Source organism: Oleiagrimonas soli (assembly GCF_000761445.1).
Classification (GTDB): Bacteria; Pseudomonadota; Gammaproteobacteria; order Xanthomonadales; family Rhodanobacteraceae; genus Oleiagrimonas; species Oleiagrimonas soli.
Window position 1 is genome coordinate 2,780,368 of the sequence record NZ_KN196470.1, and the last position, 13,977, is coordinate 2,794,344.

Below are 13,977 nucleotides of genomic sequence, written 5' to 3' on the forward strand. Positions count from 1 at the left end.
AACCCCGCCGAAGCGGGGTTTTTTCATGCGTGCCGAGGCAAGCGGCCAAGGCACACGACGGTCAATCCAAACGACCGTGGCAATGCTTGTACTTGCGCCCCGAGCCGCACGGGCATGGATCGTTGCGGCCGACCTTGGGCCCGTCCCGCACCACCGGAGTCTCCGGATGCGGCGCGCCCTCGCCACCGTCTTCCTCGTCGCCGATGGCGCGCGCCTCGGCATGCTGGTACTGCAGCTGCTTGGCCTGCGCCTGACGACGCTGCTCGGCTTCCAGCGCAGCGACTTCCTCCTCGCTGCGGATGCGCACGCGCGCGAGCATCTGCGTCACTTCGCTCTTGATGCGGTCGAGCATCTTCGAGAACAGCAGGAACGACTCGCGCTTGAACTCCTGCTTGGGCTGCTGCTGGGCATAGCTGCGCAGATGGATGCTCTGACGCAGGTAGTCCATGCTCGCCAGATGTTCCTTCCACGCGTTGTCGAGCACCGAGAGCATGATGTGCTTCTCGAGCTGGCGCATGGTCTCGGCGCCGATCTGCGCTTCCTTGTCGGCGAACATCTTCTCGGCCGCCTCGCGCACGTGCTCGAGGATCATTTCGGCATCGATCTCGTGCTGGCTCTCGATCCAGCGCTGCAGGTCCAGATGCAGGTCGTACTCGCTCTGCAGCGTGCGGTCGAGACCGGCGATATCCCACTGATCGTCAATACTTTCCGGCGGCACATAGGCGCTCACCAACGAAGTGAACACGTCGTCGCGGATGTCGCGCACGGTGTCGGAGACGTCATCAGATTCGAGCAGCTCGCGGCGCTGGTTGTAGATCACCTTGCGCTGGTCGTTGGCAGTATCGTCGAACTCGAGCAGGTGCTTGCGGATGTCGAAGTTGTGCTGCTCGACCTTGCGCTGCGCCTTCTCGATCTGGCGGCTGATCATGCGGTCTTCGAGCGCGTCTTCTTCCTTCATGCCGAAGGCGCGCATCCAGCGTCCGACGCGCTCGCCAGCGAAGATGCGGACCAGGTTGTCCTGCAGCGAAAGGTAGAAGCGCGACGAACCCGGATCGCCCTGACGGCCGGAACGGCCGCGCAGCTGGTTGTCGATACGGCGGGACTCATGGCGCTCGGTGCCGATGATGTGCAGACCGCCGGACGCCAGCACGGCGTCGTGACGCTTCTGCCACTCGCTCTTCACGCGCGCGCGGTCGACATCGGTAGCGTCCTCGGGCAACGCGGACATATCGGCTTCCAGGCTGCCGCCGAGAACGATATCGGTACCGCGGCCGGCCATGTTGGTGGCGATCGTCACCGAACCCGGCGCGCCGGCCTGCGCCACGATGTGCGCCTCGCGCTCGTGCTGCTTGGCGTTCAGCACTTCGTGCTTGATGCCCTGTTTGCGCAACTCGTTGGCCAGCAGTTCCGATACCTCGATCGAGGTGGTGCCGACCAGTACCGGCTGCTTGCGCTGCTGGCAGTCGCGGATGTCCTCGACGATGGCCTTGAACTTGTATTCCTGGCTGAGGAAGACGATGTCCGAATGGTCTTTGCGGATCATCGGCTCGTTGGTGGGAATCACCACCACTTCCAGACCGTAGATCGACTGGAACTCGTAAGCCTCGGTGTCCGCCGTGCCGGTCATGCCCGACAGCTTTTTGTACATGCGGAACAGGTTCTGGAAGGTGACCGTCGCCAGCGTCTGGTTCTCGCGCTGGATCGGCACGCCTTCCTTCGCCTCGACGGCCTGATGCAGGCCTTCCGACCAGCGGCGACCGGCCAGCGTACGGCCGGTGAACTCGTCGACGATGATGACTTCGCCGTCGCGCACGATGTAGTCGGTATCGCGCTGATACAGCGCATGGGCGCGCAGGGCGGCATTCAGGTGATGCACCACGGCCAGGTTGGCCGAGTCGTACAGCGTGCTGTCCTGCTCGATCACGCCGGCCTGACGCAGCAACTGCTCGGCGTGTTCCATGCCCTCTTCGGACAGGTGCACCTGCTTCTGCTTTTCGTCGGCCCAGTAGTCGCCCTCGGCTTCCTCGTTCTCCTGCCGAGTCATGTGCGGGACGATCTTGTTCACCGCCACGTACAGCTGCGGGGAATCCTCGGCCGGACCGGAGATGATCAGCGGGGTACGCGCTTCGTCGATCAGGATCGAGTCGACCTCGTCGACGATCGCGTAGTGCAGGCTGCGCTGGTAGCGCTGCTCCGACGACAGCGCCATGTTGTCGCGCAGGTAGTCGAAGCCGAATTCGTTGTTGGTGCCGTAGGTAATGTCGGCGGCATAGGCGGCGTGCTTGTCCTCGTGGTTCATGTCCGGCCAGACCACGCCGGTGGTCAGACCGAGGAACCCGTAGACCTTGCCCATCTGCGCGGCATCGCGGCGCGCCAGGTAGTCGTTGACGGTGACCACGTGCACACCCTTGCCTTCCAGGGCATTCAGGTACACCGGCAGGGTCGCCACCAGGGTCTTGCCTTCGCCGGTGCGCATCTCGGCGATCTTGCCTTGGTGCAGCACCATGCCGCCGATCAGCTGCACGTCGTAGTGGCGCATGCCGAGCACGCGCTTGGACGCCTCGCGAACCGTGGCGAAAGCTTCCGGCAACAGTTGGTCCAGCGTCGCGCCGTCGGCGAGACGCGTGCGGAATTCGTCGGTCTTGGCGCGCAGCGCGTCGTCGGAAAGCTGCTCGAAGTCGGGCTCCAGCGCATTGATGCGCGCCACGATCTTGGATAGCTGGCGCAGCACACGCTCGTTGCGGCTGCCGAATACGCTCGTCAGTAGTCGATTGAACATCGAAAGTCCGATTTGATTAACGAATGGCCGCAGCGCGCGCGGTCGAATCCGCAATCATACTACGCTCGCTGGCTCCCTGCCCTGCCAATGGTGGCACAGCCGGCCGGTTTCAAGCACCCAGCCGAGCGGCACGGGGCAACCCCGCGCCAAGGCACGGAAAATCTCTCTGGAACGGGTTCAGCGGTGGCTGCGCACGAAGGCCAGCGGATTGATCGCGCGCCCCTTGTACCAGACCTCGAAGTGCAGATGCGGTCCGGTGGAACGACCCGTGGAGCCGGTCAGCGACAGCTTCTGGCCCACGCGCACGCGCTCGCCGACATGCACCAGCAACTTGCTGTTGTGCGCATAGCGGGTCATGTAGCCGTTGCCATGATCGACCTCGACCACGTTGCCGTAGCCGCTGCGCGTACCGGCATAGGTGACGATGCCCTCGGCCACCGCATGCACCGGCGTGCCGATCGGGGTGGCCATGTCGAGACCGGAATGGAATTCGCGATGGCCGTTGAACGGATCGGTGCGGTAGCCGAAATAGGACGAAATGTAGCCATCGGAGATCGGCATGCCGGTCGGGCGCAGACTGGATGCCACGCGACGATCCAGCAGCAGATCCTCCAGCGCCTTCAGCTGCACCTGCTGGCGATCGAAACGGCTGGAAAGGCTGCCGATGCTGGTATTGAGCGTCTGCGGCAAGGCATAGGTCGCCTCGCCGCTGTCTTCGGCGCCGCCGATGGCAGGCGGCTGATCGAAGTCGAATTCCCCGTCCTTCAGCTTGCCGGCCTTGGCCAGTCGCTCGCCGAGAGCGTCCAGGCGTACCGATTGGGCCTGCAGTTCGCCCAGCTTCACCGCCAGCGCATTGACGTCGCGTTGTGCGTCCGCATGCACCTGCGCGAGTTGCTGCTGCTGTTGCTGGATGGTCTGGCGCATGGCCTGAATCTCGCGCACCGCGCTGTCGCGGGGGCGCACCACGGCAAGGGCCGCGGCCGCACCGATACTCGCCACGACAAGCACCGCGCCGACGGCGATCGCCAATACGCGTGCACGCAGTCCGACATGGCCGGTGTCGTAGGTCTTCGGGGCCTGCTTGTTTCGGGGAACGAGTATGATCTGCATTACTTCAACGATTAGTTAGGTTCGACTCCGTGCAACCCCCTCGCCAGCGCTCGACTCACGGCAGGCACCCGACGACCGCCAAGGTCGTGGGCGACTGCAAGCCCGTGGCCGCGCTACGTGAGCGTGCCCAAGCCCTGATCGCACTGGACGAGCGGTTGCGCCAGACACTTCCATCTCCCCTCCGGGAACAGGTCCGTCTTGCCGACCTGCGCGATGGCCGCATCGTCTTTCTGGCGCCGACTCCGGCCTGGGCGTCGCGCTTGCGCACCTGTCAGGGCGAACTTCTCGCCGCGGCACACAAACTGGGCGCTCAGGCCAGTTCCGTCGTCGTGAAAGTGGCTCCGCTCCTACCCGAACCGGAAGAACCGGTCGTGACGAAACCCCTCCCGCACGCTGCTGCGGAACACCTCCGCAAGGCAGCGCAGTCCCTGTCGGACCACGAATTGAAGGCCCTGTTCCTGAATTTGGCGTCCGTCGCCGAACAATCGTCTTCCCCTTCAGAGTCGTAACGACTCCCCGCAGCGGCTGAACTGCCCTCCCCCGCTGCGTCTCGCATTGTTTTCGAATTCGTCGCGCATGACTGCGACCGACGTCTCAGGGTTATAGCACGTTCAGCTTATTTGGAAAGGCATAGGTCTCAGAATTGAGCGAGACATCGCCTTTCCATGCCCTGTCGTTTGCGCACTCTACATGCAAAAACGCCCCCGGCAGAGCCGGGGGCGTCGGATTCACCCCTAGGTGCGGGTGCGCCGCTGTTACACGGCTTGCGCGGGATGCACGTAGGAAATCGGCGCCTTGGCGGGATCGTCGAAGATCACCTCTTCCCAGGCGTCGGCATTGGCTTCCAGCGCACGCAGCAGCTTGTTGTTGAGTTCATGGCCGGACTTGTGGCCGTAGAACGCGCCGATCAGGCTGTGACCCAGCATGTACAGGTCGCCGATGGCGTCGAGAATCTTGTGCTTCACGAATTCGTCTTCGTAGCGCAGGCCGTCTTCGTTCAGAACACGGTAATCGTCCAGCACCACGGCGTTGTCCATCGAGCCGCCGAGGCCCAGGTTGCGCTCGCGCAGCATCTCGATGTCGCGCATGAAACCGAAGGTACGCGCACGCGAGACTTCCTTCACGAACGAGGTCGTGGAGAAATCGATCTCGGCGCTGGAGGTGCGCTGCGTGAAGATGGGATGGTTGAAATCGATCGAGAAACCGACCTTGAAACCGTCGAACGGCTCGAAGCGGGCCCACTTGTCGCCGTCTTCGACCTTGATTGGCTTCTTGATGCGGATGAAGCGCTTCGGCGCCTCCTGCTCTTCGATGCCTGCCGACTGCAGCAGGAACACGAAGGGGCCGGCACTGCCGTCCATGATCGGCACTTCCGGTGCGGACAGGTCGACATAGGCATTGTCGATGCCGAGGCCGGCCATCGCCGACATCAGATGCTCGACGGTGCCCACGCGCACGCCGTCCTTCATCAGGGTGCTGGAAAGGCGGGTGTCGCCGACATTCTCGCAACGCGACGGGATCTCGACCGGTTCGGCCAGATCGGTGCGACGGAAGATGATGCCGGTATTCACGGGGGCCGGACGCAGGGTCATATAGACCTTGTCGCCCGTATGCAGGCCGACGCCGGTGGCACGAATGATGTTTTTTAGAGTGCGCTGCTTGATCATGCCTGCAACCTTTTTTATGGGACAGCAGCCCAAAGTGGGAGAAAGGCTAACACAGTTTTAACTACCGAGATAGTGTACCGGTGCGTTCAAATGTGAGCAAGCTATCACTTTCGTACAGCACTCAGTACGGCTGCGTATGTGCGAATTCCCATGCGAGCTGGCCATCGGTGCGATGCACTGGCCGAATCGACCCTCCTATGCGGATGACTTTCGTCGACCGCAGCGAAAAACGCCGTGCGGTTTCGCCCGCGCGCTGACGCGCAGAGCGAACCCGCACGGAAGCATAGGACCCGCGCCGGAGGACGGGAGTTCCGGCGCGGGCGTTCAGCGATCGTGCGGCAGAGGCGTCCATCGCCTCCGCCGGCGCGATCAATCGGCCTGACGACGCAGGAAGGCCGGGATATCCAGATAGTTCATGCCCGGATCGCTGTCGGCAGCCGCGGCCGGTTCGGTCCTGGCCTGCACCTTCGGCTGCGGTTCCGCGTAGTCGACCACTTCGTTGCCGGTGCCCGTGCGCAGCACCACCGGACGCGGCGGCTGACGCGAAGCGGCCGGCTTGGTCGCACGGGCGTCGTCGCGCATGCCCTGACGCAGCGGCTGGCGCACGGCGGCCGAACGGTTCAGGCCGGTGGCGACCACGGTCACGCGCACTTCGTCCTTCAGCTCCGGATCCAGCGAGGTGCCGAGCACCACGGTGGCGTCTTCGCTGGCGAAGTCGTGCACGATGCGGCCGATCTCGTCGAACTCGCGCATGGTCAGGTTGGGACCGGCGGTGACGTTGACCAGGATGCCGCAGGCGCCGGACAGGTTCACGTCCTCCAGCAGCGGGTTGTTGATCGCCGCCTCGGCCGCGGCCTGAGCCCGGTCGTCGCCCTTGGCGGTGCCCGAACCCATCATCGCCATGCCCATTTCGGACATCACGGTGCGCACGTCGGCGAAGTCGACGTTGATCAGGCCCGGCGCCGTGATCAGGTCGGCGATGCCCTGCACCGCACCCTGCAGCACGTCGTTGGCGGCCTTGAAGGCGCTGAGCAGCGTGACCTCGCGGCCAAGCACGGTCAGCAGTTTCTCGTTGGGCACGGTGATCAGCGAATCCACGTGCTGCGAGAGGTCCTCGATGCCCTTCATCGCCACCTGCATGCGGCGGCTGCCCTCGAAGGGGAACGGCTTGGTGACCACGGCCACCGTCAGGATGCCCTTCTCCTTGGCCAGCTGCGCCACCACCGGCGCCGCGCCGGTGCCGGTGCCGCCGCCCATGCCAGCGGTGATGAACACCATGTCGGTGCCTTCCAGCATTTCTTCCAGACGCTCGCGATCCTCCAGCGCGGCCTGACGGCCGACTTCCGGATTGGCGCCCGCGCCCAGGCCCTTCGTCACGTTCGCGCCCAGCTGCAGCGCGATCTTGGCGCCGCAGTTCTTCATCGCCTGGGCGTCGGTATTGGCGCAGATGAACTCCACGCCCTCGATGTTGGCATTGACCATGTGGGCCACGGCGTTGCCGCCGCCTCCGCCCACGCCGATCACCTTGATCACCGCATTGGGTGCCAGTTTTTCGACCAATTCAAACATTTCCCGTCCTCCGTCAGTGTTTCACTTTTGTCGTTGTTGCCCGGCCGCCACACCTGTCGCGGTCCGGGTTTGGCAGGACGTTCTCCTGCCGGGTCGCGCCTCCGTGCGCGTCCTGTTCCTTGCCCTGTCGCGCCGGAGCGCGATCAGAAATTCCGTGTCAGCCAATCGCGCACCTTGTCGACCACACCGCCCATGCCCGGTCCGATCGGACCCCCGGCCAGGCGCGATCCGCCGCTGCGCGCGCCATGCAGAAGCAGGCCCACGCCGCTGGCGTTGATCGGGTTGCCGACCACGTCGCCGAAACCGGACACCTGCGTCGGATGACCCAGGCGCACCATCTTGTGGAAGACCTCCTCGGCCAGTTCCAGCGCGCCTTCCATCCGCGACGCACCGCCGGTCAGCACCACGCCGGCCGCGACCATGCTCTCGAAGCCCGAGCGGCGCAGTTCGTCCTGCACCATCTCGAAGATCTCCTCGTAACGGGCCTGCACCGACTGCGCTAGCGCCTGCCGCGCCAGCCGCCGCGGCGGGCGGTCGCCGACGCTGGGCACCTGGATGGTTTCCTCGGCGCGCGCCAGCTGCGCCAACGCGCAGGCGTACTTGATCTTGATTTCCTCGGCATGCGCGGTCGGCGTGTGCACGCCGTAGGCGATGTCGTTGGTGACCTGATCGCCGCCCACCGGCAGCGCCTTGGTGTAGCGGATCGCGCCCTGGGTGTAGATGGCGATGTCGGTGGTGCCCGCGCCGATGTCGACCAGGCACACGCCCAGTTCGCGCTCGTCGTCGGTCAGCACCGCCTTGGCGCTGGCCACGGCCGAAGGCACCAGCTCGTCGACCGACAGGCCGCAACGACTGATGCACTTGGTGATGTTGTGCACCGCCGGCGCCGCGCCGGTGACCAGATGCACGCTGGCCTCCAGGCGCACGCCGCTCATGCCGACCGGGTGACGGATGCCGTCCTGACCGTCGATGCGGTATTCCTGCGGCTCCTTGTAGAGCACCTTGCGGTCAGCCGGGATCGCCACCGCGCGCGCGGCTTCCAGCACCTGCTCAAGATCGCTCGCGGTCACTTCGCGGTCACGGATCGCGGCGGTGCCGTGCGAGTTCTTGGTTTCCAGGTGGCTGCCGGAGATCGAGGCGTACACCGAGCGGATGTCGCAGCCGGCCATCAGCTCGGCTTCCTCGACGGCGCGCTGGATCGAGTGCACGGTGGATTCGATGTCGACCACCGAACCGCGCTTGAGCCCGCGCGAGACGTGCGAGCCGACGCCGATCACCTCGACCGGTTCGCCGGGTTCGTACTCACCGACGATCGCGACCACCTTGGAGGTGCCGATATCCAGCCCCACGACCAGCTGCTTTTCGTTCTTGCGGTTCATGTGTGCGGAACTCCCCCGTTCGCTTCGGGTGGCGCATTCGCCGCGGTTTGCGGCCAGCGCACGGCGAAGCCGTTGGCATAGCGCAGATCCACGCGGGTAAAGGGTTGGCCCTGGCCGTCCTGGGCCAGACGCGGATAGACGTCGAGGAAACGCTGCAGTCGCGACTGCACGTCGTCGCTGCCGATGACCAGTTCGGCGCCGTTGCCGAGCTTCAGGCGCCAGCTGGCGCGACCGCTCAGATCCACGCCGTCGACGCGCAGGCCGACGCGGGCGAAGGATTCGGACACCTTTTGATAGAACGCCACCACGTCGCCTTCGCGCGCGTCCGGCCCGCTCAGTTCGGGCAGACCGCCGATGTCCGCCGCGCCCGGCGCGGCGAACACCTCGCCGTCGCGGCCGATCAGGCGATCGCCGTTCCAGTGCGCCACCGGCTGGCGCTCCTGCACGCGCAGCATCAGCGTGTCCGGCCACACCTTGCGCGCCTCGACCGTGGCTACCCACGGCAGCGCCTGCACGGCCTGCTGCACGCGGTCGAGCCGCGTGGCGAAGAAGCCCTTGCCGAGATACGGCGCGACCGTGGCGCGAATCTTGTCCGCGCTGACGTGCTGGTACGGCGCCTGCACCTGCAACGTGCGGATCGGCCAGCGGTCGGAGGCGAACCAGCCGCGCACCAGACCGACCACGGGCAGAATCACCAGCGCCACGGCGATCAGCCAGGCCGCGCCACGCAGGGAGATCACGCTCTTCATGCGTCGCCTCCCGCACGCGCCGGCGTGCTGTCGAAACTGGTTTCGAGAACGCGCTGGCACAGTTCGTCGAACGGAATGCCGACCGTGGCCGCCGCCTTGGGCACCAGCGAATGCGTGGTCATGCCGGGGGCGGTGTTGACCTCCAGCAGCCAGTTGCGGCCCTGGCGGTCGCGCATCACGTCGACGCGGCCCCAGCCGCCGCAGGCCAGCGCATCGAAGGCGGCTCGCGCCAGCGCACGCAGTTCGGCCTCGGCCTCGGCGTCGTCCAGGCCCGGGCAGATGTACTGCGTGTCCTCGGCGACGTATTTGGCGTGATAGTCGTAGTACGCGCCCTTGGGCACGATGCGGATCGACGGCAGCACGCGGTCGCCGAGGATCGACACCGTCAGCTCGTCGCCCTCGATCAGCTGCTCGACGATCAGGTCGCCCGGATAGCGTTCGGCCAAGGCCACCGCCGCCGCCAGATCCGAGGCCTCGAACACGCGCGTGATGCCCACGCTGGACCCCTCGCAGGCCGGCTTCACGATCACCGGAAGTCCCAGCTCCGCGGCCGCCGCATGCACGTCGCCGCCGCGGCGCAGAGCCACGTAGCGCGGCGTCGGCAGCCCGATCGCCTGCCACACCTGCTTGGCGCGAACCTTGTCCATCGACAGCGCCGAACCAAGCACGCCCGAGCCGGTGTAGGGAATGTTCAGCGACTCCAGCGCGCCTTGCAGCACGCCGTCCTCGCCGCCGCCGTGCTGGCCGTGCAGGATGTTGAACACGCGCGCGAAATGGCCGGCGCGCAGGGCGTCGAGCAAGGCCGGGATGCCGTCGATGGCGTGCGCGTCGATGCCGCGCGCCTTCAGTGCCTCCAGCACGTTGCGGCCGGAGTCGAGCGAGACTTCGCGCTCTGCCGAGTTGCCGCCCATGACCACGGCCACGCGGCCGAACTCGCCGGGCGTGCGCAGCGGCATGTCGTTGGTCGTCCGCGTCATGCCGCGCCTCCGCTCTTCAGGTGTCCGCTCGCGGCCAGCGCCGCGGCCGTGCTGCCGATGTCGCCGGCGCCCAGCAGCAACAGCAGATCGCCGTCGCGCAGCAGGGCCGGCAAGGCCTCGGCGAATTCGCGCGGATGCTCGACCAGCACCGGCGCGACCTTGCCGCGCGCACGCACGGCCCGCGCCAGGGCGCGACCGTCGGCGCCGGGAATGGGTTTCTCGCCGGCCGGATAGACCTCGGTCAGCACCAGCACGTCGGCCTCGCACAGCACGCGCGCGAAGTCGTCCATCTGGTCGCGCGTGCGGCTGTAGCGATGCGGCTGGAAGGCCACGACCAGGCGCTTGTCCGGCCAGCCGCCGCGCACCGCGTCGAACACCGCCGCCAGTTCGCTCGGATGATGGCCGTAGTCGTCGATCAGCATCACGCGGCCTTCGTCCAGCGCCAGCTCGCCGCGCCGATGGAAGCGGCGACCGACACCCTGGAAGCTCGCCAGCGCGCCGACCAGCGCCGTCTCGTCCACGCCCAGCTGCCAACCGACGGCCACCGCCGCCAGCGCGTTCAGCACGTTGTGCCGACCCGGCAGATTCAGCGCCACCTGCAGCGGCGCCTTGCGGCCCGGCAGCTGCAGGTCGAAGTGCATCTCGAAGCCGCGCTGGCGCACGTTCAGCGCGCGCACGTCGGCATCCTCGTTGTCGATGCCGTAGGTGACCACGCCGCGCGCGATCTCGTGCGACAGCTGCTCGACTTCCTGGTCGTCGACGCACAGCACGGCCAGCCCGTAGAACGGCAGCCGGTGCAGGAAGTCGGCGAAGGCCTGGCGCACGTTGGCGAAGTCGCCGCCGTAGTTCTCCAGATGATCGGCGTCGATATTGGTGATCACGGCGAGGATCGGCGACAGCAGCAGGAACGAGCCGTCGGATTCGTCGGCCTCGGCCACCAGGTACTCGCCCGTGCCCAGTCGCGCATTGGCGCCGGCGGAGTTCAACTGACCGCCGATGACGAAGGTCGGGTCGTAGCCGGCCTCGGCCAGCACGCTGGCGGTCAGGCTGGTGGTGGTGGTCTTGCCGTGCGTGCCGGCGATGGCGATGCCGCGGCGGAAGCGCATCAGCTCACCCAGCATCTCCGCGCGCGGCACCACCGGGATGCGGCGCTCACGGGCGGCCTTCAGTTCTTCGTTGTCATCCTGGATCGCGCTCGACGTGACCACGACGTCGACGTCGGTCACGTGCGCCGCGGCGTGGCCCTCGTGCACGATGACACCCAGCGCGCGCAGGCGCTCGGTCACCGGCGAGTTCGCGCGGTCGGAACCGGACACGGTGTAGCCCAGGTTGTGCAGCACCTCGGCGATGCCGCTCATGCCCACGCCGCCGATGCCGATGAAATGCACGCGGCGGAACACGGTCATGATGTCGTCGTGGGGGCGCAGTCGACGCACGCTCATGCGGCCACCTCCAGACAGCGGTCGGCGATGCGCGCGGCGGTGTCGGCGCGGGCCAGCGCGCGCGCCGCCTCGGCCATCTTCAGCAGCTGCGCGCGGTCGCCGAGCAGGCGATGCAGGCGCGCTTCCAGTTCGTCTTCGCGCAAGTCGCGCTCCTGTATCAGGGTGGCGGCGCCGGCTTCGCACAGCGCCTCGGCATTCTTGGTCTGGTGGTCGTCGACCGCGTACGGGAACGGCACCAGAATCGAACCCAGTCCCGCGGCGGCCAGTTCCGCCAGCGTCAGTGCGCCGGCCCGGCACACGGCCAGATCGGCCCACGCGTAGGTGCTGCCCATGTCTTCGATGAAGGCTTCGACCCGGGCCTCGACGCCGGCCTCGGCGTAGGCCTGGCGCGCGACGTCCAGATCGCGCTTGCCGCACTGATGCAGCACCTCGGGGCGCGCTTCGGAGGGCATGCGACCGAGCGCCGCCGGCACCCGTCGATTGAGCGTGCGCGCGCCCTGGCTGCCGCCCAGCACCAGCAGGCGCGGCTTGCCGCTACGCTTGGCGAAACGCTCGCTCGGCGACGGCAGCGCAGCAATATCCGCGCGCACCGGGTTACCGACCCATTCGGCCTGCGTGGACGGCGGGAACGCGTCGGCGAATCCGACCAGCACCGTGCGCGCCAGCTTCGCCAGCACGCGATTGGTCACGCCGGGCACGCGATTCTGCTCGTGCACCAGCAGCGGCGTGCGCAGCAGCCACGCCGCCAGACCGCCCGGCCCGGCCACGTAGCCGCCCATCGACAACACACTGCGCGGACGGTAGCGGCGCAGGATGCGCAACGCGCCGAGCACGGCGCGGGCGAGTACGAACGGCGCGGTCAGGCGCGTGCGCCAGCCCTTGCCGCGCAGGCCGCCGATGCGCACGGTATCCATGTCGATGCGATGCGCCGGCACCAGCGTGGTTTCCAGACCGCCTTCCGCGCCCAGCCACACCACCGGTACACCGCGCTCGCGCAGCTCGGCGGCCACGGCCAGGCCGGGGAAGATGTGGCCGCCGGTGCCGCCGGCCATGATCAGCACGGGACGCTGCGCGCTCATGCGTGCGCCTCCTCGGGCAGGTCGGCCTCGGCCACGCGCGCGCTTTCGTTGCGCACTGCCATGCGCCGGGCGTCGCCCGCGCGATGGATCTCGTAACCGGCGCGCAGCAGCACGCCGAGCATGGCGCAGGTCATCATCACGCTCGATCCGCCGGAGCTGATCAGCGGCAGCGTCAAACCCTTGGTCGGCAGCACGCCGAGATTGACGCCGGCCGAGACGATGGCCTGCAGGCCGATCATCAAGGACACGCCAAAAGCCACGTAGCCGGCGAAATGCTGACCCAGCTCCACGCCGCGCAGGCCCAGCATCAACCCGCGCCCGACCAGCAGCGCGAACAGCGCCAGCACCAGCACGATGCCGAACAGGCCGAGCTCCTCGCCGATCACGGCGAGAATGAAATCGGTGTGCGCCTCGGGCAGGTAGAACAGCTTCTGCACGCTCTCGCCCAGACCGACGCCGGTCCACTCGCCGCGACCGATGGCGATCAGCGCCTGGGTCAGCTGGAAGCCGTCGTTGAACGGATCCTTCCACGGATCGAGGAAGGTCATCAGACGACGCACACGGTAGTTTTCGCTGAGTGCCGCGGCCGCCAGCAGCGGCGCGGCCGCCGCGGCCATGCCGAACAGGTAGCGCATGCGCGCGCCGCCGAGCCAGATCATGCCCACGGTCACCGCGATGATCAGCGCCGAGGAACCGAAGTCCGGCTGCAGCAGCAGACTGATGACCAGCAACCCCGCCACCACCAGTGGATTGACGGTGCCGAACAGCTTGCGCTCGACCGCCTGCTTGTGGCGCACCAGATAGCTGGCCAGGTACACGATCATGATCAGCTTGATCGCCTCCACCGGCTGGAAGCTGGTCACGCCCAGATTCAGCCAGCGCCGCGCGCCGTTGATGCGCATGCCGATGCCGGGCAGGAACACCGCCAGCATGGTCGCCATGCCGAGCAGCATCAGCGGCATGCTGAATTTCTCCACGAACTTCAGCTCCACGCGCATGGCGATCACCGCCAGCACAGTACCGAGGCCGAGGAACAGCAGATGCCGCTTGAGGTAGTAGAACGCGCCGATGTGCTTGCCGTCGGCGACCGCGATCGACGCCGACGCCACCATGACGATGCCGATGCTGACCAGCGCCACGATGGCCAGCAGCAATACCGGGTCATAGCGGCCGCGAGGCCCCTCCCGGCGCTTGGCCTGTTGCGACGATGGAAACATCAGCAGCAT

General features: G+C 66.8%; 11 protein-coding genes. 1 reads left to right on the forward strand and 10 read right to left on the reverse strand.

Annotation, left to right across the window (positions count from 1 at the left end; genetic code table 11):
* Positions 1–61: 61 nt before the first annotated feature.
* Both secA and LF63_RS12425 read right to left on the reverse strand, forming a co-directional pair.
* Positions 62–2,779, reverse strand: a complete 2,718-nt coding sequence (secA, locus tag LF63_RS12420; protein WP_043102240.1) for a preprotein translocase subunit SecA — start codon at positions 2,777–2,779, stop codon at positions 62–64.
* Positions 2,780–2,956: 177 nt separating this feature from the next.
* The gene (locus LF63_RS12425) at positions 2,957–3,889 is read right to left on the reverse strand and encodes a M23 family metallopeptidase (RefSeq protein ID WP_043102243.1); all 933 of its coding nucleotides are present in this window, start codon (positions 3,887–3,889) and stop codon (positions 2,957–2,959) included.
* 86 nt (positions 3,890–3,975) lie between these two features.
* Here LF63_RS12425 and LF63_RS12430 point away from each other — a divergent pair, with 86 nt between their 5' ends.
* Entirely contained in the window at positions 3,976–4,398 is a 423-nt protein-coding gene (locus tag LF63_RS12430) for a DciA family protein (RefSeq protein WP_152569325.1), read from the forward strand.
* Between the two features lie 246 nt (positions 4,399–4,644).
* Here the strand turns inward: LF63_RS12430 and lpxC are convergent, their stop codons facing one another.
* The 8 genes from lpxC to ftsW all read right to left on the reverse strand — a co-directional run bounded on the left by lpxC (position 4,645) and on the right by ftsW (position 13,968).
* Positions 4,645–5,556, reverse strand: coding sequence for a UDP-3-O-acyl-N-acetylglucosamine deacetylase (gene lpxC, locus LF63_RS12435; RefSeq protein WP_043102245.1), 912 nt, complete (start codon positions 5,554–5,556; stop codon positions 4,645–4,647).
* A gap of 369 nt (positions 5,557–5,925) precedes the next feature.
* On the reverse strand, positions 5,926–7,125 hold the full coding sequence (gene ftsZ, locus LF63_RS12440; RefSeq protein WP_043102250.1) for a cell division protein FtsZ: 1,200 nt from the start codon (positions 7,123–7,125) through the stop codon (positions 5,926–5,928).
* Between the two features lie 143 nt (positions 7,126–7,268).
* On the reverse strand, positions 7,269–8,504 hold the full coding sequence (ftsA, locus tag LF63_RS12445; protein ID WP_043102253.1) for a cell division protein FtsA: 1,236 nt from the start codon (positions 8,502–8,504) through the stop codon (positions 7,269–7,271).
* Positions 8,501–9,253: a cell division protein FtsQ/DivIB gene (locus tag LF63_RS12450; RefSeq protein ID WP_043102255.1), complete on the reverse strand. Its 753-nt coding sequence runs from the start codon at positions 9,251–9,253 to the stop codon at positions 8,501–8,503. Before LF63_RS12450 ends, ftsA begins: the two co-directional genes overlap by 4 nt.
* Positions 9,250–10,230 carry a D-alanine--D-alanine ligase gene (locus tag LF63_RS12455; protein ID WP_081945208.1) on the reverse strand — a complete coding sequence of 327 codons (981 nt, stop codon included), beginning with the start codon at positions 10,228–10,230 and terminating at the stop codon, positions 9,250–9,252. Before LF63_RS12455 ends, LF63_RS12450 begins: the two co-directional genes overlap by 4 nt.
* Entirely contained in the window at positions 10,227–11,672 is a 1,446-nt protein-coding gene (murC, locus tag LF63_RS12460; RefSeq protein ID WP_043102258.1) for a UDP-N-acetylmuramate--L-alanine ligase, read from the reverse strand. Before murC ends, LF63_RS12455 begins: the two co-directional genes overlap by 4 nt.
* Positions 11,669–12,751, reverse strand: a complete 1,083-nt coding sequence (murG, locus tag LF63_RS12465; protein WP_043102260.1) for an undecaprenyldiphospho-muramoylpentapeptide beta-N-acetylglucosaminyltransferase — start codon at positions 12,749–12,751, stop codon at positions 11,669–11,671. Before murG ends, murC begins: the two co-directional genes overlap by 4 nt.
* Positions 12,748–13,968 (reverse strand): putative lipid II flippase FtsW, encoded by a 1,221-nt coding sequence (gene ftsW / locus LF63_RS12470; RefSeq protein WP_184655097.1) that lies wholly within the window; start codon positions 13,966–13,968, stop codon positions 12,748–12,750. Before ftsW ends, murG begins: the two co-directional genes overlap by 4 nt.
* Between the last annotated feature and the right edge of the window lie 9 nt (positions 13,969–13,977).

Coding starts and splice junctions, on each gene's coding strand:
- secA (WP_043102240.1), bottom strand. CDS start 2,779: ATGTTCAATCGACTACTGACGAGCGTATTCGGCAGCCGCAACGAGCGT.
- LF63_RS12425 (WP_043102243.1), bottom strand. CDS start 3,889: ATGCAGATCATACTCGTTCCCCGAAACAAGCAGGCCCCGAAGACCTAC.
- lpxC (WP_043102245.1), bottom strand. CDS start 5,556: ATGATCAAGCAGCGCACTCTAAAAAACATCATTCGTGCCACCGGCGTC.
- ftsZ (WP_043102250.1), bottom strand. CDS start 7,125: ATGTTTGAATTGGTCGAAAAACTGGCACCCAATGCGGTGATCAAGGTG.
- ftsA (WP_043102253.1), bottom strand. CDS start 8,504: ATGAACCGCAAGAACGAAAAGCAGCTGGTCGTGGGGCTGGATATCGGC.
- LF63_RS12450 (WP_043102255.1), bottom strand. CDS start 9,253: ATGAAGAGCGTGATCTCCCTGCGTGGCGCGGCCTGGCTGATCGCCGTG.
- LF63_RS12455 (WP_081945208.1), bottom strand. CDS start 10,230: ATGACGCGGACGACCAACGACATGCCGCTGCGCACGCCCGGCGAGTTC.
- murC (WP_043102258.1), bottom strand. CDS start 11,672: ATGAGCGTGCGTCGACTGCGCCCCCACGACGACATCATGACCGTGTTC.
- murG (WP_043102260.1), bottom strand. CDS start 12,751: ATGAGCGCGCAGCGTCCCGTGCTGATCATGGCCGGCGGCACCGGCGGC.
- ftsW (WP_184655097.1), bottom strand. CDS start 13,968: ATGTTTCCATCGTCGCAACAGGCCAAGCGCCGGGAGGGGCCTCGCGGC.